The 21,779-nt window shown below is 67.9% G+C and carries 17 protein-coding genes; 12 read left to right on the top strand and 5 right to left on the bottom strand.

Annotated features, from left to right (window positions below; genetic code table 11):
- Nucleotides 1–24: 24 nt before the first annotated feature.
- The 3 genes from AC1RWI_RS33710 to AC1RWI_RS33720 all read right to left on the bottom strand — a co-directional run bounded on the left by AC1RWI_RS33710 (nucleotide 25) and on the right by AC1RWI_RS33720 (nucleotide 2,958).
- Nucleotides 25–999: a Bug family tripartite tricarboxylate transporter substrate binding protein gene (locus tag AC1RWI_RS33710; protein WP_492870481.1), complete on the bottom strand. Its 975-nt coding sequence runs from the start codon at nucleotides 997–999 to the stop codon at nucleotides 25–27.
- A 145-nt stretch (nucleotides 1,000–1,144) separates the two neighbouring features.
- Nucleotides 1,145–1,957 carry an SDR family NAD(P)-dependent oxidoreductase gene (locus tag AC1RWI_RS33715; RefSeq protein WP_043356685.1) on the bottom strand — a complete coding sequence of 271 codons (813 nt, stop codon included), beginning with the start codon at nucleotides 1,955–1,957 and terminating at the stop codon, nucleotides 1,145–1,147.
- Between the two features lie 107 nt (nucleotides 1,958–2,064).
- The gene (locus AC1RWI_RS33720; protein ID WP_043356686.1) at nucleotides 2,065–2,958 is read right to left on the bottom strand and encodes an IclR family transcriptional regulator; all 894 of its coding nucleotides are present in this window, start codon (nucleotides 2,956–2,958) and stop codon (nucleotides 2,065–2,067) included.
- 438 nt (nucleotides 2,959–3,396) lie between these two features.
- Between AC1RWI_RS33720 and AC1RWI_RS33725 the strand changes: the two genes are divergently transcribed.
- The 5 genes from AC1RWI_RS33725 to AC1RWI_RS33745 all read left to right on the top strand — a co-directional run bounded on the left by AC1RWI_RS33725 (nucleotide 3,397) and on the right by AC1RWI_RS33745 (nucleotide 8,306).
- Complete coding sequence (locus AC1RWI_RS33725) at nucleotides 3,397–4,260, top strand: branched-chain amino acid ABC transporter permease (protein WP_043356688.1); 864 nt, start codon at nucleotides 3,397–3,399, stop codon at nucleotides 4,258–4,260.
- Between the two features lie 10 nt (nucleotides 4,261–4,270).
- Nucleotides 4,271–5,317 carry a branched-chain amino acid ABC transporter permease gene (locus tag AC1RWI_RS33730; RefSeq protein WP_043356690.1) on the top strand — a complete coding sequence of 349 codons (1,047 nt, stop codon included), beginning with the start codon at nucleotides 4,271–4,273 and terminating at the stop codon, nucleotides 5,315–5,317.
- Entirely contained in the window at nucleotides 5,310–6,074 is a 765-nt protein-coding gene (locus AC1RWI_RS33735; RefSeq protein ID WP_043356692.1) for an ABC transporter ATP-binding protein, read from the top strand. The genes AC1RWI_RS33730 and AC1RWI_RS33735 overlap by 8 nt, the downstream gene beginning before the upstream one ends.
- The gene (locus AC1RWI_RS33740; RefSeq protein ID WP_492870482.1) at nucleotides 6,061–6,768 is read left to right on the top strand and encodes an ABC transporter ATP-binding protein; all 708 of its coding nucleotides are present in this window, start codon (nucleotides 6,061–6,063) and stop codon (nucleotides 6,766–6,768) included. The genes AC1RWI_RS33735 and AC1RWI_RS33740 overlap by 14 nt, the downstream gene beginning before the upstream one ends.
- 365 nt (nucleotides 6,769–7,133) lie before the next feature.
- Nucleotides 7,134–8,306: an ABC transporter substrate-binding protein gene (locus AC1RWI_RS33745; protein WP_492870483.1), complete on the top strand. Its 1,173-nt coding sequence runs from the start codon at nucleotides 7,134–7,136 to the stop codon at nucleotides 8,304–8,306.
- A 59-nt stretch (nucleotides 8,307–8,365) separates the two neighbouring features.
- Here AC1RWI_RS33745 and AC1RWI_RS33750 read toward each other — a convergent pair whose 3' ends face one another.
- The gene (locus tag AC1RWI_RS33750) at nucleotides 8,366–10,981 is read right to left on the bottom strand and encodes a DUF6600 domain-containing protein (RefSeq protein ID WP_492870484.1); all 2,616 of its coding nucleotides are present in this window, start codon (nucleotides 10,979–10,981) and stop codon (nucleotides 8,366–8,368) included.
- Nucleotides 10,982–11,276: 295 nt separating this feature from the next.
- A complete protein-coding gene (locus AC1RWI_RS33755) occupies nucleotides 11,277–12,602 on the bottom strand; it encodes a putative bifunctional diguanylate cyclase/phosphodiesterase (RefSeq protein ID WP_043356699.1) in 1,326 nt (441 codons plus the stop codon).
- 291 nt (nucleotides 12,603–12,893) lie between these two features.
- Here AC1RWI_RS33755 and AC1RWI_RS33760 point away from each other — a divergent pair, with 291 nt between their 5' ends.
- The 7 genes from AC1RWI_RS33760 (at nucleotide 12,894) to AC1RWI_RS33790 (ending at nucleotide 21,628) form a co-directional block, all read left to right on the top strand.
- The gene (locus AC1RWI_RS33760) at nucleotides 12,894–14,510 is read left to right on the top strand and encodes a methyl-accepting chemotaxis protein (protein ID WP_492870485.1); all 1,617 of its coding nucleotides are present in this window, start codon (nucleotides 12,894–12,896) and stop codon (nucleotides 14,508–14,510) included.
- Nucleotides 14,511–14,546: 36 nt separating this feature from the next.
- On the top strand, nucleotides 14,547–15,035 hold the full coding sequence (locus AC1RWI_RS33765) for a chemotaxis protein CheW (protein WP_043356703.1): 489 nt from the start codon (nucleotides 14,547–14,549) through the stop codon (nucleotides 15,033–15,035).
- Nucleotides 15,032–16,369 carry a CheR family methyltransferase gene (locus AC1RWI_RS33770; protein ID WP_492870486.1) on the top strand — a complete coding sequence of 446 codons (1,338 nt, stop codon included), beginning with the start codon at nucleotides 15,032–15,034 and terminating at the stop codon, nucleotides 16,367–16,369. The genes AC1RWI_RS33765 and AC1RWI_RS33770 overlap by 4 nt, the downstream gene beginning before the upstream one ends.
- A complete protein-coding gene (locus AC1RWI_RS33775) occupies nucleotides 16,362–17,102 on the top strand; it encodes a chemotaxis protein CheW (RefSeq protein ID WP_492870487.1) in 741 nt (246 codons plus the stop codon). The genes AC1RWI_RS33770 and AC1RWI_RS33775 overlap by 8 nt, the downstream gene beginning before the upstream one ends.
- Nucleotides 17,099–19,486: a hybrid sensor histidine kinase/response regulator gene (locus AC1RWI_RS33780; protein ID WP_492870488.1), complete on the top strand. Its 2,388-nt coding sequence runs from the start codon at nucleotides 17,099–17,101 to the stop codon at nucleotides 19,484–19,486. The genes AC1RWI_RS33775 and AC1RWI_RS33780 overlap by 4 nt, the downstream gene beginning before the upstream one ends.
- Complete coding sequence (locus AC1RWI_RS33785; protein ID WP_492870489.1) at nucleotides 19,483–20,505, top strand: chemotaxis response regulator protein-glutamate methylesterase; 1,023 nt, start codon at nucleotides 19,483–19,485, stop codon at nucleotides 20,503–20,505. Before AC1RWI_RS33780 ends, AC1RWI_RS33785 begins: the two co-directional genes overlap by 4 nt.
- A gap of 112 nt (nucleotides 20,506–20,617) precedes the next feature.
- Nucleotides 20,618–21,628, top strand: a complete 1,011-nt coding sequence (locus AC1RWI_RS33790; protein ID WP_052495181.1) for a response regulator — start codon at nucleotides 20,618–20,620, stop codon at nucleotides 21,626–21,628.
- Nucleotides 21,629–21,779: the final 151 nt, after the last annotated feature.

Raw genomic sequence — 21,779 nt, forward strand, 5'->3', positions numbered from 1 at the left:
TTGGGTCCCAAAAGCCCCCCCCGTTTACTCCGCCTTGGCCCCCGAATCCCTCACCACCTTCGCCCACTTGGCAATCTCGACCTTCTGATAACCCGCCAACTTCTCGGGCGCACCAAGAACAGGATCCAGCCCCAGGGTCTTGAGCTTGGCTTGCACATCGGGAAGCTGGTAGATCCGGTTGAGCTCGGTGTTCAGCTTGGCGATCACATCCTTGGGCGTATTCGCCGGTGCAAAGATCGCAAACCACGAGTCCGCGTCAAACCCGGGCAGCCCCTGCTCTGCCAGCGTGGGAATATCCGGGGCCGAATGCGAGCGTTTCGCGCTGGTCACGCCAAGGGCCCGTACCTTGCCCTCCTTGATCACCGGCAGCGCCGACGGCAGGTTGTCGAACATCATGCTGATATGGCCGCCGAGAAGATCGGGAATGGCCATGGCGCGGCCCTTGTAGGGCACGTGGGTGAGCTTGACCCCGGCCAGGGCGTTGAACATCTCGCCCGCCACGTGCGGCGAGGTGCCGATGCCCGGCGTGCCGAACGTCAGGGCGCCCGGCTTGGCCTTGGCCAGCGCGATCAGCTCCGCCACGTTCCTGGCCGGCACGGAAGGGTTGACCACCAGCACGTTGGGCGTGGTGGCGACCAGGATCACCGGGGTGAAATCCTTGACCATGTCGTACGGCATCTTGCTGTAGAGCGCGCCGTTGATGGAGTGCGTGCCGACCGTGCCCAGCGCCAGCGTGTAGCCATCCGGCGCGGCATGCGCGACGGCCTCGGCGCCAATGTTGCCGCCTGCGCCGGGCTTGTTGTCCACCACCACGGGCTGGCCCCACGAGGGTGAGATTTTTTCGGAGAAGATGCGCGCCAGGATGTCAGGCGCGCCGCCGCTGGGAAAGCCCACCACCATCCGGATGGGCTTGGAAGGATAGGTGTCGGCATGGGCCGAGGGCACGGCGAAGGCGGCGCAGGCGGCCAGGACGGCAGCTGCGAAAGGTTTGCAACGCATGGTGTGTCTCCCGATGATCGGTTTTGTTCTGGTGTCGGACTGATCTTGCATGCTGCCGGCGCCAAGGGGCGAAGGGGCCAAGCCTTGCGCCTGTCCGCCGGCAGCGGTGACTCAACTGACTGTCGCGCGGGGTTTCACGCCACGCTTACACTACCGTGCCGCCGAACTCCGCCATCACTTTATCGTGCAGCCGGCGCATTCCCTTTAGCCAACGATCGTAATCCTGCCCTTTGCGCTGGTAATACTCGAGCACTTCGGGATGCGGCAGGATCAGGAAGCGCTCGTCCTTCACGCCTTCCAGCGTGACCTGCGCCACGTGCTCGGGCGTGACCGAGCCGGCCTGCAGGAAGCCCTTGCGCTCGCCATCCTCGCCGAACAGCATGCGCGTCTGCACGCCCTGCGGGCAGATGCAGCTGACCTTGATGCCGCGATCGCCGTAGGTGATCGACAGCCACTCGGCGAAGCCGATGGCGGCGTGCTTGGTCACGGCGTAAGGCGCCGAGCCGATCTGCGACAGCAGGCCGGCGGCCGATACGGTGTTGACGAAATAGCCATCGCCGCGCGCCAGCATCTGCGGCAGCACCGCGCGCGAGGCGTGGATGTGGGCCATGACGTTGATCTCCCAGATGCGCTGCCATTCCTCGGCGCTGGCATCCAGGCCCTTGCGCAGGATGATGCCGGCGTTTGAGCAGAACACATCGATCTGGCCAAAGCGTTGCGTGGCCGCATCGGCCAGCGCCTGCACGGCGGCCGCATCGGCCACGTCGGTTTGCTGCGCGAACACCTGGCAGTCCGGGCTGGCCTTGGCCACTTCCTCGGCTACCGCCTGCGCGCCCTTGCCGTCCAGGTCGGCCACGGCCACGCCGCGCGCGCCCCCGGCGGCAAACGCCAGCGCCAGCGCGCGCCCGATGCCGGTGGCGGCACCCGTCACCACGACGGTCTTGTTGCGAATCTCCATCCTTGTCTCCTTTGTTTGCTATGTCTGTATTGCCAGCTAGATGTGTGGCCCCGGGGGCCGTGAGAAAGCGATACGTGGCGATGGCATCGATGGCGCGCATGGCGCTGCTATCCGCGCCCCTGCCATAGACGGCTCTGCAGCACTTCGGCCAGTTCGCGGATGCGCGGGCCGAGATTGCCGTCGAGGATTTCCGGCGTCAGCCGCGTGGCCGCGCCGCCGATATTGATGGCCAGCACTTCCGCGCCGCCTTCTAGCACCACGGGCGCAGCCGCGCCGCTGACCGTGCGGTCCCACTCCGCGTGGGCCAGGCAGAAGCCGCGCTTGGCGTAGTCGCGCAGCGCGCGTTCGAGCTTGATGCGGATCGCGGGCCAGCGCGCGCCGTAGTGGCCCTCCAGGTCGGCCAGCACGGCGGCGCGCCGCTGCGGCGCCAGCCCGGACAACCACGCGCGCCCGATGGCGGAGGTGGCGGTGGGCAGGCGCGAGCCGGGCGCCAGCCGCATCACCAGCGCGCCGCGCGGCTGGCAGACTTCCAGATACACCATTTCGTGGCGGTCCGATGTGGCAAGCGCCACCGTGCAATCGGTGGCGAACGCCAATGACTGCATCAGCGGTTGCGCGATCTCGCGGATGCCCGAGCCGGCGAGGTAACGCTGGCCGAGCACCATCGCGCCCTGACCGAGCCGGTACTTCTCCAGCGACGCGGAGTAGATCAGGTAGCCCAGGCTGGTGAGCGTGTAGGTCAGGCGTGAAACCGTGGGACGCGGGATGCCGGCGCGCCGCGCCAGTTCCGCATTGCCAAGGTAATCGTCGTGCGGGCCGAAGGCGCGCAGCAGGTCCAGCCCACGCGCCAGCGCGGTGACAAAATTGCGGTCGTCACGATCGATGTCCGGTTCCCTGCCGTCGTGCGGCGCATCTGCGGCGCGCGCGGCTGCGGCATGCGCGCCGCCGGGCAAGGAAGCTGGGGAGGCAGGCGAGAGCGGGATCGACGAGGTGCGCTTCATACGTGGCGATAACGCTTGGCTACTGGGTGCGGGAAGCAGACCTGTGGCCGCCTTTGGAGATGGCGGGCCGGAGGTAAGCCGGCTATTTCGCTGTGCGGAAGACTATTCCGTATTTCTTGACTGTGCCTCAGGCCGTATGCAACAGTCAATGAAAACGAACGATCGTGCTGGAACATACCTACGCAGACATGCGTAGCGCTTCACGGTACACGACGACACCGCACCCGGGGCCTGCACGGCAGGCCATTCCGCATCGCACAGGAGACCACGCATGCATCACGCACCTCACCAGGCCGCACCGCCCCGCGGCTGACTCTCGCCCCGCATGACCAAGTGGCCCTCGTAGTGTTTTCTGCGCGGCGCCGCCATTTCCACGCAGCCCGCGGCGCGGCTTGCGTGCCTTCGTTCGTGATTCGAAAAGTCGCATGAGGTAAGCCCGTGACATTGTTTCTTCAACAAGTCCTCAACGGCCTGACGCTGGGCGGCGTATATAGCCTGGTGGCGTTGGGCCTGACGCTGGTCTACGGCATCCTGCACGTGCCCAATTTCGCGCATGGCGCCTTCTACATGGCAGGCGCCTACGTCTCGTACTACTTGATGACGTCGCTGGGCATGAACTACTGGCTGGCGATGGGCGCCGCCGCCATCGCGGTGGCGGTGCTGTCGATGCTGGCCGACCGGCTGGTGTTCCATCCGCTGCGCAACGCGCCGGAGCTTCACGACATGATCGCCGCCATCGGCATCATGCTGTTCCTCGAAGCCGGCGCGCAGGCAATGTGGGGCGCCGACTTCCATCGCATGCCCACGCCTTACGGCCAGATGGTGGAAGTGATGGGCCTGAGCGCACCGGCGCAACGGCTGCTGATCATCGCCGCCGCCTTCGGGCTGATGGTGCTGCTGCACCTGTTCCTCACCCGCACCGTGACCGGCTCCACCATCGTGGCGATGGCGCAGAACCGCGAGGGCGCGGCGCTGGTTGGCATCGACGCCACGCGTGTCACGCTGCTGGTGTTTGCCATCTCCGGCGCGCTCGCCGCCATCGCCGCCACGCTCTACGCGCCGATCAACCTGGTCTACCCGAGCATGGGCAACCTGGTCATCACCAAGGCCTTCGTCATCATCATCCTTGGCGGCATGGGCAGCATTCCCGGCGCCATCGTGGGCGGGCTGATCATCGGCATGGCCGAGAGCTTCGGCGGCTTCTACGTCTCGACGGACTACAAGGACATCATCGCCTTTGCGCTGCTGGTGCTCATCCTGTCGATCCGGCCCCAAGGCCTGTTTGCCGGCAAGGCCGCATAAGGAGCGCACCATGACAAAGACACTACAAGGCAAGACCGGCTGGGCCCTGTTGCTGGCGCTGGCCATCGCGTTCCCGCTGGTCACGCCCAACAGCTACTACCTGACGGTGATGACGCTGGCCTTCATCTACGCCATCGCCACGCTGGGGCTGAACCTGATCACCGGCTATACCGGCCAGCTCAACCTGGCGCACGGCGGCTTCATGGCCATCGGCGCCTACACGCTGGGCATTCTCACGGTGGATCACCAGGTGCCATTCTGGGCGGCGTTCGTGCTGTCCGGCGTGGTGTGCATGATGGTGGGCTACTTCGTCGGCGTGGTATCGCTGCGGCTCAAAGGCCATTACTTCTCGATCTTCACGCTGTGCATCGGCTACATCATCTATCTGCTGATCGAGAAGTGGGAAAGCCTGACGCACGGCACCGTGGGCCTGATCGGCATTCCGGTGCCGGCCTCGGTGGGCCCGCTCGCGTTCGACAACGTGCAGGCACAGTACTACCTCGTGCTGTTCTTCCTGGTGGCAGGCACCTTCCTGATGCACCGCATCGTCACTTCGCTGCTGGGCCGCAGCTTCATGGCGGTGCGCAACAGCGACGCGCTGGCGGAGGCCCTCGGCATCAACCTGATGCGCACCAAGGTGCTGTCGTTCGTGCTGTCGGTGGGCTACGCCGGCTTTGCCGGCGCGCTGTACGCGGGCCAGGTGCGTTTTCTCGGGCCGGACATCGCGCGCACCGACCTGACCTTCGAGATGGTGATGGCGATGCTGGTGGGCGGCACCGGCACGCTGCTGGGGCCGCTGCTGGGCGCGGTGCTGGTGCCGTGGGTCACGCAGACGCTGCAGTTCCTGCAGGACTACCGCATGCTGGTGTTCGGGCCGGTGCTGGTGCTGCTGATCATTTTCGTGCCGGACGGCATCGTGGGCTCGTGGGCCAAGCGCCAGGCACGCCGCGCCGCGGCCGCACGCCGCGGCGGCACAAGCCGCGCGCACCCGGCGGGCACGCCCGTCGCCGGCAACCCGAATGCAAACGCTGCGAACGCAGGGGCCGACCATGCTTGAGATCCGCAACCTGACCAGGAAATTCGGCGGCCTGAGCGCCGTGCACGATGTCTCGATCACATTCGAGACGGGCCATATCAATGCCATCATCGGCCCCAACGGCGCGGGCAAGACCACCTTCTTCAACCTGATCGCCGGCACCCATGCGCCGACCTCCGGGCAGATCCTGCTCAAGGGCCGCAACGTGGCCGGCCTGCGCGCCGACCAGATCGCCCGGCTCGGCGTGGCCCGCACCTTCCAGGCCACGCACCTGTTCGACCGCGCCACCGTGCTGGACAACCTGATCGTGGGCCACCGGCTGCGCACGCAAGCGGGGCTGGCCGACGTGATCTTCAATACGCGCCGGCTGCGCGAGGAAGAACGGCTGTGCCGCGCCAAGGCCGAGGAGGCGCTCGACTTCGTGGGCCTGGCGCACCTCGCGCATGAAGTGGCGGCGGACATCACGCAGGAAGAGCGCAAGCGCGTGGCCTTTGCGCTGGCGCTGGCCACCGATGCCGAACTGCTGCTGCTCGACGAGCCCGCGGGTGGCGTGAACCCCGAGGAGACCGTGGGCCTGGCCGAGCTGATCCGCAAGATGGTCCGCCACGGCAAGACGGTCTGCCTGATCGAACACAAGATGGACATGATCATGCGGCTGGCCGACAAGATCATGGTGCTGAACCACGGCGAGAAGATCGCCGAAGGGTCGCCCGCGCAGATCCAGCAAGACCCGCAGGTCATCGAAGCCTATCTGGGAGCCGACCATGTTGCAGCTTGAACGCGTTTCGCTTTCGTACGGGAGCTTTCGCGCGCTCGACAACATCACGCTGAACGCCGCGGCCGGCGAGCTGGTGGTGCTGCTGGGCGCCAACGGGGCCGGCAAGAGCTCGATCTTCATGGCGCTCAGCGGCATCCACCGCACCAGCGGCGGCAGCATGCGCTTTGACGGCCGCGAGCTGGCCGGCATGAAGCCCTCGCAGATCGTGCAGGCGGGGCTGGTGCACTGCCCTGAGGGACGCAAGCTGTTCCCCGCCATGAGCGTGCAGAAGAACCTGACGCTGGGCGCCTACGTGCACCGCCGCGACTCCGCCGGCATCAAGCGCTCGCTGGAAGACGTCTTCGAGATGTTCCCGATCCTGCGGCAGAAAAAGGACGATCCGGCCGGCTCGCTGTCCGGCGGACAGCAGCAGATGGTGGCGCTCGGCCGCGCGCTGATGGGGCGCCCGCGCACGCTGCTGCTCGACGAGCCATCGCTGGGCCTGGCGCCACTGGTGGTCAAGCAGATGTTCGAGGTGATCCAGCGCATCAACCGCGCGGGCACCACGGTTCTGCTGGCCGAGCAGAACGCCTACGCGGCGCTGGGCATCGCCCACCGCGCGTATGTGATCGAGAGCGGCCGCATCGTGATGCAAGGCGACCGCGACGCGTTGCTAAAGGATGAAGGAATCCGGAAGGCATACATCGGCGGATAGAGCCCGGCGGCTTTCGTGGCCCAAACGGGCCACCCTTCACGCGAAGCGAAGCGAGCCGTGCAGGTGTACCAGGCCGTATGGGGCGCCTCGTGATCCGGCGTAAAGAGCGGAAAAGAGGGACCCATGTTTGAGTATCGCCTTAAGGCGATGCGAGTTTGGGTCCCGGCCGCTCTTTACGCCGGATCACGAGGGGGGGTCGCCCCATCCGGCGCGCTTCTTTGCCTACTTTCTTGGCAAGACAAGAAAGTAGGTCGCCCTCCCGCAGGGGGGGTGAAACCGCCTTTGACTTTAAGCTTTTGACGTTGACTTTGTCTTTGACTTCGAAGTTCAGCCGTTCCAATACAACCACATCAGGAGACAGCCAAATGCAAACCAAAAAGATCCGCCGCCTCTTCCCGCTAGCCGCCACCGCCGTGGCCGCGCTGATGGCCTCCGGCACCGCCTTTGCGCAGGAAGTCGTCAAGCTGGGCTATACCGGCCCGCTGTCGGGCGGGGCCGCGCTGTATGGCAAGAACGTGCTGTCCGGCATCCAGATGGCCGTGGACGAGATCAACACCTCGGGCCTTGAGGTCAAGGGCAAGAAGGTGAAGCTGGAAGTGGTGTCGCTGGACGACAAGTACGCGCCCGCCGAGGCCGCCATCAATGCGCGCCGCCTGGTGCAGCAGTACAAGACGCCCGCCGTGTTCGTGCCGCATTCGGGCGGCATCTTTGCACTGCAGGCGTTCAACGAACAGGAGAAATTCCTGGTGATGGCCTACTCCAGCGTGCCGCGCATCACGGACACCGGTAACAAGCTGACCATCCGCATCCCGCCGTCCTACACCGGCTATATCGATCCCTTCATCAAGGCGCAGATGAAGCGCTATGGCAAGAACGTAGCGCTGGCCCCGGCCGACCACGATTACGCCAAGGCCTGGGTGCAGGCGTTTGTGCCGGCCTGGGAAGGCGCGGGCGGCAAGGTGGTGGCCAACAACCCGATGTCCTACACCAAGGCCACCGACTTCTACAGCGGCGTGTCACGCGTGCTGGCCGACAAGCCCGACGTGATGTTTGTCGGCGGCCCGTCCGAGCCGACCGCACTGGTGGTCAAGCAGGCGCGCGAGCTGGGCTTCAAGGGCGGCTTCATCGTGATGGACCAGGCAAAGCTGGATGAAATGGCCAAGGTCACCAATGGCCTGGCCATGCTTGAAGGCGCCATCGGCGTGATGCCGCTGGCCAACGATGCCCGCCCGGCCGCGCAAACCTACAACAGCAAATACAAGAAGCTGCATGACGGGCGCGATGCCACCACCGAGATGTCGCTCAACTACACCATGGTCTACGCGCTGGCTGGCGCCATGAAACTGGCCGGCACCACCAGCGATGTGGCCGCGATCCGGGCCAGGATGCCGGAGGCGGTGAAGACGCTGGCCAAGGATGCCAACCCCAACGAGATCGAGAGCATCGACGCCAAGGGCGGCACCGTTGCCGACACCGTGGTGGGCTGGGTGCAGAACGGCAAGATCGCACCGGTGCGCCTGTCGGAACTGGCTAAGTAAGCCGGCAAGGCCGGCCACGCGGCCGACGCCCGGATCGGGCGCCGGCCGCCTGAGCCGGCTCAGTGAATCTCATGCCCGTGCTCTTGCGCATTGTCTGCCTGGCCTTGGGCACGCGGTTGCTGCTGCATCGCCACGTGCTGAGCTGACTGTGGCTGCGCGGCGTGCTGTTGCTGGCGCTGCAACTCCTGCTGCCGGCGCTGCTGTTCCTGCTGCTGGCGCTGTTGTTCCTGCTGCTGGCGCTGTTGCTGCTGCTGGCGTTGCTGCTCCTGCTGCTGACGCTGCTGTTCTTGCTGCTGGCGCTGCATGACCTGTTGCTGGCGCTGCTGCTCCTGCTGGCGTTGCTGCTCCTGCTGCTGGCGCTGCTGTTCTTGCTGCTGGCGCTGCATGACCTGTTGCTGGCGCTGCTGCTCCTGCTGGCGTTGCTGCTCCTGTTGCTGGCGCTGCATGTCCTGCTGGCGGCGCTGCTGCTCTTGCTGCTGACGCTGCAAGTCCTGCTGCTGACGCTGCATGGCCTGCTGTTGCTGTATCGCCTGCTGCGCCCGCTGCTGGTCGCCAGCCTGTCTTTGCTGCTGCTGACGCTGCATCTCCTGCTGCTGTTGCAGCGCTTGCTGCGCCCGCTGCTGGTCCCCCATCTGTCTTTGCTGCTGCTGGCGCTGCATCTCCTGCTGCTGTTGCAGCGCTTGCTGCGCCCGCTGCTGGTCCCCCATCTGCCGCTCTTGCTGCTGGCGCTGCATCTCCTGCTGCTGGCGGGCCATGGCTTGCGGGTCGGTTTGCAGGGTCCGGCCGTTCTGCTGCACCATGCCGCGCTGCTCGGCCTGGCGTTGCTGAAGCTGCTGGGCTTGTTGGGCTTGCTGGATCTGCTGCGCCTGCTGGAGTTGCGCGGCCGACTGGCCATTTTGCGGCGGCTGGCCGTGCGCCTGCTCCGGCCGCGTAGTCCAGCCGCGCGTGCGCGGATCGCCGCCCTGCGCGGGCGGCTGCCCGCCATGGTCGGTACCCACCAGGCCTTGCGGCACGGGCCCACGGGCGCCGCCTTCCGCGCGCTGCGGCCCGAAGGCTGGATTGCCTTGATTTGCCGGATTTACCGGATTCCCGCCGTTCGGTGTCCCCGGCCCGCCGGGCATCTGGCCTGCCCCGTTGCGCCCGTGGTATCCCGGTGCCGCCTGGCTCAGCCGGACCGGGGCAGGCGCCATGGCCTGGCCGCCACCCCGGGCATTGCGCCCACCCTGCCATGCCGGGCCGGCGCCGGGCACGGTGCCGCCAGCGCGGGCAAAGCGCTGGGCCAGTTCATCGTCGGCCGGGCGGCCGGGCGGGCGTGCAGCAATGGCGGGCCGCGCAAAGCCCTGCATGACTGCCGCCGGAGCCGGCCGCGCGGGCGCCGCGCCGATCAGGCTGGCCTTGACGGGCGCCAGCGGCGGCGCGCCGTTGGCCTCGCCCTGCGGCAGGTTGCGCCATGCCATACCGCGCGCGCCCGGCGGCACGCGCTGGCCTTGCACGAAGGCGCGCGCGGGCATGCCGGTGATGGCGCCCGGCACGGTCCGGTTGATATAGGTGTTCCGGATATGGTTCTCGATCACCTCATTGTTGACGGTGAAATGGTTGATGCGCGTGATGTAGGCCGGGCTGGCGCCATAGACCGGGCGATATGCCTCGCGCGGGCCTAGCGGGTACCAGGCCACGCCGGGGCCGCTGCCCGGACCGCCGCCGATAAAACCAACCAGCGCGGGAGCGTAGACCGGGCGGCCCACCCTTGGGCCTGGCATCCATCCCCACCGGTCGCCAACGCGGGCCCAGCGCCCATAGTGGGACGGGGCGAAGCCCCACGGCGCATCGTCGCACCAGCTCCATCCCCATGGCGCCACCCAGGCCCAGTGGCCGGCGCTATAGGGCGCCCAGTCCGCCGCCACCACGCGCGGGAACCATACGGCGCCGTACCCAGGGTCTTCCTGCCAGTCGCCATAGTCGTCCAGCGCGGCATAGCCCGTCATTTCCGGCGCCACATAACGGGCGGACGGCGAGCGGTCCTCCCGCGCGTCGCGCGCCATGGTCCAGCTATCGAAGCCGTCCATGGGCGGGTTGGCGGCGCGGCCGGCCTCGGCCAGGTCGGTGCCGCCGAAGCGCACTTGCTCGCCGCGCCGCATTTCCAGCGAGCGGTTGTCGCCGTACAGCATGGCCGAGCCGTGGTGCATGGTGACGACCGTGGAGCTGCCGTCAGGCGCTACGTCCAGCCGGTAGTCGCCCGGCTCGCGCGGCACGAAGGCCAGGTTGGGCGTATCGACCTCGACCGGCTGGTCGGGCGGCAGCGCGCGCACGCGCAATTGCAGCGTGCCCTGGGTCAGCTTGACCTGGGTGGCGCTGTCGTCGAGATTGAGCACGGTCACGGCGGTGCCGCTGCCTAGCCGGATCGCCGTGGAGCCGGCGTGCAGCTCGGCCCGCCCGCCGTTGTCGACCCAGAGTCGGTCCCCGGTGGTGATCGGCCGGTTCAGCGCGGCCTGCGCCCAGTCGTCCGACCCCGCGGGGGCAAAGCTCAGGTTGCCAGCGGCATCGGTCACAGTGGCAATGCGGCCGGTGGGATCAGCGGATTGCGCCAGCGCCGGCAGTTGCCAAGTGACCAAAACGAGGCTAGTGGCCAGGAACAGGAAGCGCGCACGCGGGCCAAGCTTGCGGTCAGGGAACATGTGAATACCTCTTGGTCAAAATAGGCGCGCGGGCCAACACCTGCCGCCCCTGCTGTCACCATACTTCCGATAACGCCGGGCCGCCGGACTGGCGCACTTGACTTTGTAAGCACATATTTCCCTTGTTTCCCCCGTGCAGCCGCGCCGGGAAGGCACGATCCGGCTGCGCGCCGCCCGCCGTGGCCTCCGGCCCGCGCGGGGACCACGGCGGGCCAGCGCATGCAGGACAAAGCTGGAAACAATTGCGCATCGGCGCCGCACGCCCGCGAGAGGGGAAAGGCGCGGCCGGCCCGGCTTAGCGGGCGGCGGACTGCTGCAGGAACTCGGTGAACTTGTCGGCGGACATGGGCCGGCCATACAGGTAGCCCTGTACCTCATGGCAGCCATTCTCGGCAAGGAAATCCCGCTGCTCGACGGTTTCCACGCCCTCGGCCACCACGCCGATGCCCAGGCTGCCACCGACGTTCACCATGGCGCGCACGATGGCGGCGTCAACCGGGTTCTGCGTGACATTGCGGATAAACGACTGGTCGATCTTGATGCGGTCCACGGGGAAGGACTTGAGGAAGCTGAGCGAGGCGTAGCCGGTGCCGAAATCGTCGCAGGTCAGGGTCACCCCGTCGCGGCGCAGAGTCTGCAGCTGCCCGGAGAACTCGTCGCCCTGCTGCAAGGCGATGGTCTCGGTGATCTCCAGCTCCAGCCGCTCCGGCGCCAGTGCCAGCTCGCGCAGCACGTGACGGACTTCGGTCAGCAGCCGGCTCTCGCTGAGCTGCGCGGCAAACAGGTTGATGGCCACCCGCGGTGCATCGGCAAACCCGAGCGACCACATGCGCGCCTGGGCGCAGGCGGTGTGCAGCAGCCAGACGCCGACGTCCGCCGCCACGCTGCTGGCGGCCAGCGCATCGATGAAGCTGGCCGGCGTCAGCAGGCCCTGGGTGGGATGGCGCCAGCGCATCAGCGCCTCCGCGCCAACCACGCGGCCGTCGCGCAGGTCGATCTGGGGCTGGTACAGCAACTCGAACTGGCGCTGCGCGTAGGCGTCGCGCAGCGCTTGCACCAGCGACAGGCGGGTCGTCACGTCGGTGCGCATCTGCGGCTTGAAAAAACGGATGGTGCGGCCGCCATCGCGCTTGGCCCGGCCCAGAGCCAGGCTGGCCGACGCCAGGGCATCGGAGGCATTGTCGCCGCCGGCAGGCATCACGCAGGCGCCCAGGCTGGCCAGCACGTGGTGGCGCCGGTTGCCGTACTCGTGGGGCTCGGTCTGCAGCGAAAGGATGGCGGCGCTGACGTGGCGCACCAGGGTAGGATCGGCAATGGACGGCAGCAAGACGGCGAACTCGTCGCCGCCGATCCGCCCCAGGATGGCGTCGCGCGGCGAGGCGTCGCGCAGGCGGCGAGCCACCCGGCGCAGGATCTCGTCGCCCTCGGCATGGCCATGCATGTCATTGAATGCGCGGAAATCGTCGATGCCGAGCAGCAATAGCGCGCAGCGCGGGGAAGCCTCCGTGCGCAGGCGGCCTTCCAGCGTGTTCAAGAATGCCTGGCGCGACGCTAAGCCCGTCAGCGAATCAATGTCCGCGTTTGGCGGGGCGCCGGCCTTCGCCTCTGACCTGGCCACCATGCCTGCCCTGTTCGTGATTATCGACATCGGTCCGATCTGTCCATTTGGCAAGTGTGACTAAAACCAGGAAAAAATCAAGCCAAGTTGAACGATATGTTGCGGCAACAAGTTGCGACGCACCGAATCCCCTTACCGCTCGGCGGGCGCCATTGAAATGGCCGGGGCCTTACAGTACCCTACGCCGCTATAAACCGGCCGCTCGCGCCCGGCCCGCGTACGCGCGCCGCTTCCGGTGCGCCCGGCCGGCCATGGGCCGCCTTCCGACAAGAATAAGCAACGGGAAACCGCACCGTGACTCACTGGACCATCCGCACGCGCATCCTGGCAAGTTTTGCCTTCATCCTGGCGGTGATTTTACTCACGGCGGTGGTCGCCTATGACCGCCAGTCGGCCATCCAGACCAATGCGGATGCGCTGCGCGACGATGCGCTCCCTGGACTCTACTACAGCACCGCGATGCGCGGCGCCTGGGGCGAGACCTATGTGCTGGCCTGGCAGAGCGTGACCGCGGCCAATGACACCGAGCGCCGGCAATACGCCGAGGCCAACTCGGCCCTGCTCAAGCGGCTGGATGGCCTGGAGGCAAAGTACGCCGAATCGATCCGGCGCGCCGACGATCGCGAGCGCTTCGATAAGTACCGTGAGCTGCGCCGGCACTATGACGAACTCTCGGCGCCGCTGTTCGCGGCGGCCAGCGCGGAGGCCTCCGCCGCCGAGACCAAGCTGCGCGGACCCATCCACGCAGCCTGGACCGAAGGCCGCACGGCCGTGCAAGAACTGTTGGAAGATAACAACAAAGTGGCCGCGCAAGGCGCCAGCAGCATCAACCAGGCGGTGCAAACGGCCAAGATCAGCATCGAGGTCTCCCTGATCGCCGCCATTCTGGAGTCGCTGGTGGCCGGCTACCTGCTGTTCCGCTCCATTACGGTACCGATGCGCTCGATCGTCAGGCAGCTCGCCGACATGCGTGGCGGCGACTTCCGCCAGCGCCTGTCGCTGAACCGCAAGGATGAGTTCCTGGAAGTCGAGCAGGGTTTCAACCAGATGACCGGCGACCTTACCGCGCTGGTCGGGCAGGCCCAGCGCTCGGCCATCCAGGTCACCACCTCGGTCAACGAGATCGCCGCCACCGCGCGCCAGCAGCAGGCCACCGCCACCGAAACGGCGGCCACCACCACCGAGATCGGCGCCACCTCGCGCGAGATCTCCGCCACCTCGCGCGACCTGGTCCGGACCATGACCGAAGTCTCCGGTGCCGCCGAGCAGACCGCTGGCCTGGCCGGCACCGGCCAGGCCAGCTTGTCGCGCATGGAAGCCACCATGCACCATGTGATGGAAGCCGCCGGCTCGGTCAACGCCAAGCTGGCCACCCTGAACGAGAAGGCGGGCAATATCAACCAGGTGGTCACCACCATCGCCAAGGTCGCGGACCAGACCAACCTGCTGTCGCTCAACGCTGCCATCGAAGCCGAAAAGGCTGGCGAGTACGGGCGCGGCTTCTCGGTGGTCGCCACCGAGATCCGCCGCCTGGCCGACCAGACCGCGGTGGCCACCTACGACATCGAGCAGATGGTGCGCGAGATCCAGTCAGCGGTGGCCGCGGGCGTGATGGGCATGGACAAGTTCTCGGAGGAAGTGCGGCGCGGCATGTCGGAGGTGACCCAGGTGGGCGACCAGCTCTCCCAGATCATCGGCCAGGTGCAGTCGCTGGCGCCGCGCGTGCAGATGGTCAACGAGGGCATGCAAGCCCAGGCGGGCGGCGCGGAACAGATCAACCAGGCCTTGATGCAGTTGTCCGAGGCGGCCCAGCAGACAGTGGAATCCCTGCGCCAGTCCAGCCAGGCGATCGACGAGCTGACGCTGGTCGCCAACGACCTGCGCACCGGCGTGTCGCGCTTCAAGGTTTGAGCGCACTTTGAGCGGCCCGGGCATCCACGCCATTCCATGAAACTCTTCCTGCTCTTTCGCATCGGGACCGACCACTACGCCCTGGACGCGCAGGAGATCGTCGAAGTGCTGCCGCTGACCACGCTCAAGCACCTGCCCGAGGCACCGGCCTGGGTCAGCGGGCTGCTGGCGCGGGGCGGCCAGGTGGTGCCGGTCATTGACATCAATGCGCTGGCCATCGGCATGCCGGTCGCCAGCCGGACCAGCACACGCACCGTATTAGTGCATTACCGCCGGCACGCGGAGGCGCCCGCGCGCCTGCTCGGGTTACGGCTGGAGTACGCCACCGAGACGCTGCGCTGCGAGCCCGCCGAATTTATCGACAGCGGCGTGGACGCCGCCCCGGCCCGCTACCTGGGGCCCGTGCGCAGCGGTAGCCAAGGGCTGGTGCAGTGGATCAAGGTCGATGCCCTGCTGCCTGACGACGTGCACGCAAGGCTATTCCCCGATCTGCCGGCGGCTGACGCCCGCGCGCCAGGGCCATGACCACCGCCTCTCATATCGAAGCGCTGCTCAAGGAGCGCATTGGCCTGGACGCCGCCACCGTCGGCCCCGGCATGATCGAGCGCGCGTTGCGCGAGCGCCTGGCAGCGGCCGCGGTGTCCGACCACCACGCGTACTGGAACCTGCTGCACTCGCACCCGGACGAACTGCAGTCGCTGATCGAAGCCGTGGTGGTCCCCGAGACCTGGTTCTTCCGCCATCGCGAGGCGCTGCTGGCGCTCGGCCGCTTCGCCGCCATGCGGGTCTTCGGCAGTGATCGCGCGCCGGACGGCGCCGCGCCCTTGCGCATCCTCAGTGTGCCCTGCTCGACTGGCGAAGAGCCTTACTCGATCGTCATGGCGCTGCTGGACGCCGGCGTGCCGGAGCAACGCTTCCAGGTCGATGCCGTGGACGTGAGCGCCCGCTCGCTGGAGCGCGCGCGCATCGGGCAATACGGCAACAACGCCTTCCGGGGCGCCCCGCTGGACTTCCGCGACCGGCATTTCACCCCCTGCGCGGGCGGCTACGCGCTCAAGGCCAACGTGCGCGCCAAAGTGCGGCTGCTGCGCGGCAACCTGCTCGACCCGGGGCTGATGGCCAATGAACCGCCCTACCACTTTGTGTTCTGCCGCAACCTCCTGATCTATTTCGATCCGCCGACCCAGCGCCGTTCGCTCAAGATGCTGGAACGGCTTAGCCGGCAGGATGCCACGCTCTTTGTCGGCCCGGCCGAGGCCAGCCTGCTCACGCGGCACGGCTTTGTCTCGGCGGGCGTGCCGCTCGCCTTTGCCTTCACCCGGCGCGGCGCGCACCAGGCGGGCAGCGCCACGCCGGCAATGCCGCGCTACCCTGCGCACCCGAGTGCGCCGGTGGCAGCCGCCCCACGACAGTGGCCGCAGCCGCCACTGCACCCGAGGCCGCCGGCCGCGCGCGGCCAGGCGGGTTCCACCGGCGTGCTAGCGCCCCCGGCACCGGCGCCTGGCGCCCCCGCCACCGGCAACGCGGCCGAACGGGCCAAGGCCGGCGCCGAGGCGCTGGCCCGAATCTCCCGGCTCGCCGATCGCGGCGAACTGGCCGCCGCGGTGACCGCCTGCGTGGCGCACCTGGACGCGCAAGGTCCGTCGGCTGCCGGCTACTGCCTGCTGGGCGTGCTCCACGACGCCACCGGCCGTCACGCCGACGCGCGCGAGTCCTATCGCCGCGCGCTTTACCTCGACCCGGCCCACCAGGAGGCGCTCTACCATATGGCCGCCATCCTGGAAGCGGAAGGTGACAGCGTGGCCTCGGCCCGCCTGAGAAACCGCGCACAGCGCAAGACCCCGACCCGTCATGGCTGAGCCCGCATCGCACCCCCTGGCCGCACATGGCCAGCCGCCCGGCATGGGCACTGTTACGGTCGCCGTCGACGATTGCTGGCGCCGCATCGGCGTGCTGGGCGATGGCAGCTGTCCGCTGCTGGCCGAGCACATCCATTGCCGCAACTGCCCAACCTATTCGCGCGCGGCGCTCACGCTGCTCGACAACCTGCCCACCGGTGAAGTCAGCCTGCCGGACGGCCACGCCGTTCATGCCAATGCCACCGCGCGCGGGCCCGCCATGTCATGCCTGGTGTTTCGCATCGGCGACGAATGGCTGGCGCTGCCCGCGGGCGCGCTGGCGCTGGTCACCGCGCCCTGCCCCGTGCACTCGCTGCCGCACCGCCGCCACGCCGCGGTACTGGGCCTGGCCAGCGTGCGCGGCAATCTGCTGGTATGCATCTCGCTGGCACGGTTGCTCGGGCAGGACCCTGCCGCCGGCGCCGCCGCCAACGCCGCCGCCAACGCCAAAGGCAGCGCCGGGCACGGCGCCCGGCTGCTGGTGCTGGGCCAGGGCCGCACCGCCATCGCGCTGCCTGTGGATGAAGTCACCGGCATCGAACGGATCGCCGAAGCCGACCTGCAGCCATTGCCGACCACCTTGTCACGCGCCTCGGCGCATTACACCCGGGCGCTGCTGACGAGCGGCCAACGCACGGTGGGCTTGCTCGACCCGGCCCTGCTGCAACAAGCCTTGAAGCGGAGCCTGGCATGAACCCCGACCAGTTGCGCGACGCCTCGCTGCTCGAGCTGTTCGCGCTGGAAGCGCAGTCGCAGGCCGAAGTCCTTAACGCCGGCCTGCTCGCGCTGGAGCGCGACCCCACCGCGGCCGAGCAGCTCGAGGCGTGCATGCGCGCCGCGCATTCGCTCAAGGGTGCCGCGCGCATCGTCGGCCTGGATGGCGGCGTGCGCGTGGCACACGTGATGGAAGACTGCCTGGTGGCCGCCCAGCACGGCGAGCTGCTGCTGCGGCCCGTGCATATCGACACCCTGCTGCATGGCACCGACCTCCTGCTGCGGCTGGGCTGCCCGCCCGGCGGTGATCTGGACTGGGCCGACCGGGACGGCAAGGCCGAGGTCGATGCGCTGGTGCTGCGCATGGCCGCGCTGCTGGCCGGCGAGGAGGTGGACGCCGACGCCTGGGCCACGGGCCATGCCCCTGCGGCGGCAACGCCCGGGAGCGCATCCGCGAGCGCGCCGGAAGCCACGGTGGCAGAGACCATCCACCCGGCGCCACCCGATGGCACGGCGGCCGACACGGTCCCCGGCACGACCACGGCATCTGCCACGCCAGCTTCGCCAGCCACGTCCGCGCCCGGCGAAGCCCCCCGCGAGCCGCAGGCCCAGGAGCGCATGCTGCGCGTCAGCGCCGATACGCTGGACCAGTTGCTGGCGCTGTCGGGCGCGGCGATGGTGGAGACGCACTGGCTCAAGCCTTTCGGCAACGCCCTGCAGCAAACCCGGCGCATACAGATGCGCGCGCTGCAGGCGCTCGACGCCCTGCAGGTAACGCTCGCGGCCGGCGCGGCCAACGCGGCCGATTCCGCCGCCCACGCCGCGCTGGCAGAAGCACAGCGCCTGCTGGGCGAGAGCCACCAGCAACTGTCGCAACGGGTCACGGAGCTGGAGCAGTACGACCACCGCACCGGCCAGCTTTCGCACCAGCTCTACGACCGGGCGCTGGCCAGCCGCATGCGGCCCCTCGCCGACGGGCTCACCGGCTACTCGCGCATGGTGCGCGACCTGGGGCGCTCGCTGGGCAAGGCAGTGCACCTTGAACTGGTCGGCGAGAGCACCAAGGTCGACCGCGACATCCTGGAGCAGCTCGAAGCGCCGCTGGCGCACCTGCTGCGCAACGCGGTGGACCACGGCATCGAGCTGCCCGAGGCGCGCCGCGCCGCCGGCAAGCCGGCCGAAGGCAGCATCACGCTGAACGCGCGCCACAACGCCGGCCGCCTGATGATCGTGATTGCCGACGACGGTGCGGGCGTGGACCTCGACGCCCTACGCGCCGCCATCGTGCGGCGCAAGCTGGTGCCCGAGGAAACCGTGGCCAGGCTGTCGCAGGCCGAGCTGCTCGACTTCCTGCTGTTGCCCGGCTTCAGCATGCGCGACACCGTCAGCGAGGTGTCCGGGCGCGGCGTCGGGCTCGACGCCGTGCAGGACATGATCCGCCAGGTGCGCGGCAGCATTCGCCTGACGCAGGAAAGCGGGCGCGGCATGCAGTTCCACCTGGAGTTGCCGCTCACCTTGTCGGTGGTGCGCGCCTTGCTGGTGGAGGTGTCCGGCGAGGCCTATGCCTTCCCTCTGGCCTATGTCATGCAGGCCATCAACCTGGATCGCGGCAGCATCGAGCAGCTGGAAAACCGCCAGCACTTCCGCTTTGGCGGGCGCCAGGTCGGGCTGGTGAGCGCGGCGCAGGTCCTGCAGCAGGCGGAGACCCGGCGCGACGAGGACACCGTGCCGGTGGTGGTGCTGGGCGATCACGAACGTACCTACGGCGTGGCGGTGGACCGGCTGCTGGGCGAGCGCATCCTGGTGGTGCAGCCCCTGGTGGCCAGCCTGGGCAAGATCAAGGACATCGCCGCCGGCAGCCTCACCGAGGATGGCACGCCGGTGCTCATCTTCGACGTGGAGGATATGGTCCGCTCGGTGGAGAAGCTGCTCTCGGAGGGCAAGATCGACCGCATCCGGCGCGCAGCGGAGGCGGCCCCGGTGCGGCGCAAGCGCGTGCTGGTGGTGGACGATTCGCTTACGGTGCGCGAGCTGGAGCGCAAGCTCCTGTCCAACCGCGGCTATGACGTGACGGTAGCGGTGGACGGCATGGATGCCTGGAACGTGCTGCGCGCGGAATCCTTCGACCTGGTCATCACCGACATCGACATGCCGCGCATGGACGGCATCGAGCTGGTCAGCCGCATCAAGCGCGAGTCCCGCCTGATGCACCTGCCTGTGATGGTGGTCTCCTACAAGGACCGGGAGCAGGATCGCCAGCGCGGCCTGCAGGCCGGCGCGGACTATTATCTGGCCAAGGGCAGCTTCCAGGACGCCGCGTTGCTCGATGCGGTGCAAGACCTGATTGGAGAAGCACGCGCATGAAGATCGGCATCGTCAACGACTCCCACCTGGCGGTGGTCGCCCTGCGGCGCGTCATCGCCCTCGATCCCGCGCTGGAGGTCACATGGGTGGCCGAGGATGGCGAGAGCGCCGTGCGCCTGGCCGCCGCGCGCACGCCCGACCTGATCCTGATGGACCTGATGATGCCGGTGATGGATGGCGTCGAGGCAACCCGCCGCATCATGGCCGCCACGCCATGCGCCATTGTGGTGGTGACCATGGACCTTGGCCGCAACGCCACCCAGGTCTTCGATGCCATGGGACAAGGCGCCATCGACGCGGTGGATACGCCCACGTTGACCCAGCCGGATTCGCAACTGGCAAGCGGCCCCCTGCTGCGCAAGATCCGCAATATCGGCCGCTTGCTGGAGGGCCGCGCCGGACCCGCGCGCGCAGCCTCGGCACCAAGGCGCAAGACCGGCACCGAGCGACTTGTCGCGCTGGGCGCGTCGGCCGGCGGCCCGGCCGCGCTGGCTACCGTGCTGGGCGGCCTGCCGGCCGGCTTCACCGCCGCCGTGGTCGCGGTCCAGCACGTGGACGAGGCTTTCGCGGCTGGCATGGCCGACTGGCTGGACGCGCAGTGCGCGTTGCCGGTGCGCCTGGCCCGCGAGGGCGAGGGGCCGCAGCCGGGCACCGTGCTGCTGGCTGGCAGCAACGACCACCTGCGCCTGGTCAGCGCCTCGCGCATGGTCTATACCGAAGAGCCGAGCGACTACCTGTACCGGCCCTCGATCGATGTGTTTTTCGAGACCGTGGCGCAGCACTGGCGCGGTGACGCGGTGGGCGTGCTGCTCACCGGCATGGGCCGGGACGGCGCGCTGGGCCTCAAGGCCATGCGCGAGCGCGGCTACCTGACCATTGCCCAGGACCAGGCCAGCAGTGCCGTCTATGGGATGCCCAAGGCCGCCGCCGCCATCGGGGCCGCCAGCGAAATCCTGCCTTTGCAGCAGATCGCCGCCCGCATCGTACGGGCATGCAATGCCATCAACAACCAGGGGTAGCACCGAGGCGCTAACAACATGAGCAACGATGCGAACCTGGCCCCGCGCGCCCGCGCCGCCATGCCAGGATCATGCTGTTAGCGTCTCCAGGTCGGAGAGCACGAGGAAGACAATGTCTAAAGATACAACCCCTAGAGCGCCCCTGCGCCCGGATGAATACCTGGCCATGGTGCTGCTGGTGGACGACCAGGCCATGGTAGGCGAAGCGGTACGGCGCGAGCTGGAGCCCGAGCACGATATCGATTTTCACTATTGCGCCAAGCCTGATGAGGCCGTCGCCGTGGCCGAGCGCACCCGTCCCACGGTGATCCTGCAGGATCTGGTGATGCCTGGCATCGACGGCCTGACGCTGGTGCGCCGCTACCGCGCCAACCCGGCAACGCGCGATATCCCCATCATCGTGCTCTCCACCAAGGAAGACCCGCTCATGAAGAGCGCGGCCTTCGCCGCCGGCGCGAACGACTATCTGGTCAAGCTGCCCGATACCATCGAGCTGGTCGCGCGCATCCGCTATCACTCGCGCTCGTACCTCAACCTGCAGCAGCGCGACGAGGCCTACCGCGCGCTGCGCCAGAGCCAGCAGCAGTTGCTCGAGACCAACCTGGAGCTGCAGCGGCTGACCAACTCGGACGGGCTGACGGGGCTGTCGAACCGGCGTTATTTCGACGAGTACCTCGGGGCCGAATGGAAACGCGCCAATCGCGAGCAAAGCCAGCTGGCGCTGCTGATGATCGACGTGGATTCGTTCAAGGCTTACAACGACACCTACGGCCATGTGGCCGGGGACGAGGTGCTGCGCCGCGTGGCCGCCGTGATCCGCGAGAACTGCGCGCGCCCGGCGGACCTTCCGGCGCGCTTTGGCGGCGAGGAGTTCGCCATGATCCTGCCGTCCACCACGCCCGGCGGGGCGCGGCTGCTGGCCGAGAAGGTCAGGCGCGCGATCGAGTCCCTGCAGGTGCCGCATAGTGGGTCGCTGGTGGGGCAGCATGTGACTGTCAGCATTGGGGGCACGGCGATCGTGCCTGGTGCGGATTTGCCTTTTAGCCGGATTGTGGAGATTGCTGATGCTGGGCTTTATCAGGCTAAGCGGAATGGGAGGAATCAGGTTGTTATGACTTCTTGAGGGGGTGGGATTGGGGGTGGGGTTGCAACTGCAACTGCAACTGATTAACTTCAACGTCAAAGGCAACTTCAACCGCAGTTTCACCACCCCTGCGGGGCGGCGACCTACTTTCTTGTCTTGCCAAGAAAGTAGGCAAAGAAGGCGCGCCGGA

This window comes from Cupriavidus sp. MPR-AND1C (genome assembly GCF_058809705.1).

Bases quoted from the DNA above. Each gene is read 5' to 3' on its own strand.
- AC1RWI_RS33790 (WP_052495181.1), top strand. From the start codon at position 20,618: ATGTCTAAAGATACAACCCCTAGAGCGCCCCTGCGCCCGGATGAATAC.
- AC1RWI_RS33730 (WP_043356690.1), top strand. From the start codon at position 4,271: ATGACAAAGACACTACAAGGCAAGACCGGCTGGGCCCTGTTGCTGGCG.
- AC1RWI_RS33715 (WP_043356685.1), bottom strand. From the start codon at position 1,957: ATGGAGATTCGCAACAAGACCGTCGTGGTGACGGGTGCCGCCACCGGC.
- AC1RWI_RS33775 (WP_492870487.1), top strand. From the start codon at position 16,362: ATGGCTGAGCCCGCATCGCACCCCCTGGCCGCACATGGCCAGCCGCCC.
- AC1RWI_RS33765 (WP_043356703.1), top strand. From the start codon at position 14,547: ATGAAACTCTTCCTGCTCTTTCGCATCGGGACCGACCACTACGCCCTG.
- AC1RWI_RS33745 (WP_492870483.1), top strand. From the start codon at position 7,134: ATGCAAACCAAAAAGATCCGCCGCCTCTTCCCGCTAGCCGCCACCGCC.
- AC1RWI_RS33770 (WP_492870486.1), top strand. From the start codon at position 15,032: ATGACCACCGCCTCTCATATCGAAGCGCTGCTCAAGGAGCGCATTGGC.
- AC1RWI_RS33750 (WP_492870484.1), bottom strand. From the start codon at position 10,981: ATGTTCCCTGACCGCAAGCTTGGCCCGCGTGCGCGCTTCCTGTTCCTG.
- AC1RWI_RS33720 (WP_043356686.1), bottom strand. From the start codon at position 2,958: ATGAAGCGCACCTCGTCGATCCCGCTCTCGCCTGCCTCCCCAGCTTCC.
- AC1RWI_RS33735 (WP_043356692.1), top strand. From the start codon at position 5,310: ATGCTTGAGATCCGCAACCTGACCAGGAAATTCGGCGGCCTGAGCGCC.
- AC1RWI_RS33785 (WP_492870489.1), top strand. From the start codon at position 19,483: ATGAAGATCGGCATCGTCAACGACTCCCACCTGGCGGTGGTCGCCCTG.
- AC1RWI_RS33740 (WP_492870482.1), top strand. From the start codon at position 6,061: ATGTTGCAGCTTGAACGCGTTTCGCTTTCGTACGGGAGCTTTCGCGCG.
- AC1RWI_RS33710 (WP_492870481.1), bottom strand. From the start codon at position 999: ATGCGTTGCAAACCTTTCGCAGCTGCCGTCCTGGCCGCCTGCGCCGCC.
- AC1RWI_RS33755 (WP_043356699.1), bottom strand. From the start codon at position 12,602: ATGGTGGCCAGGTCAGAGGCGAAGGCCGGCGCCCCGCCAAACGCGGAC.
- AC1RWI_RS33780 (WP_492870488.1), top strand. From the start codon at position 17,099: ATGAACCCCGACCAGTTGCGCGACGCCTCGCTGCTCGAGCTGTTCGCG.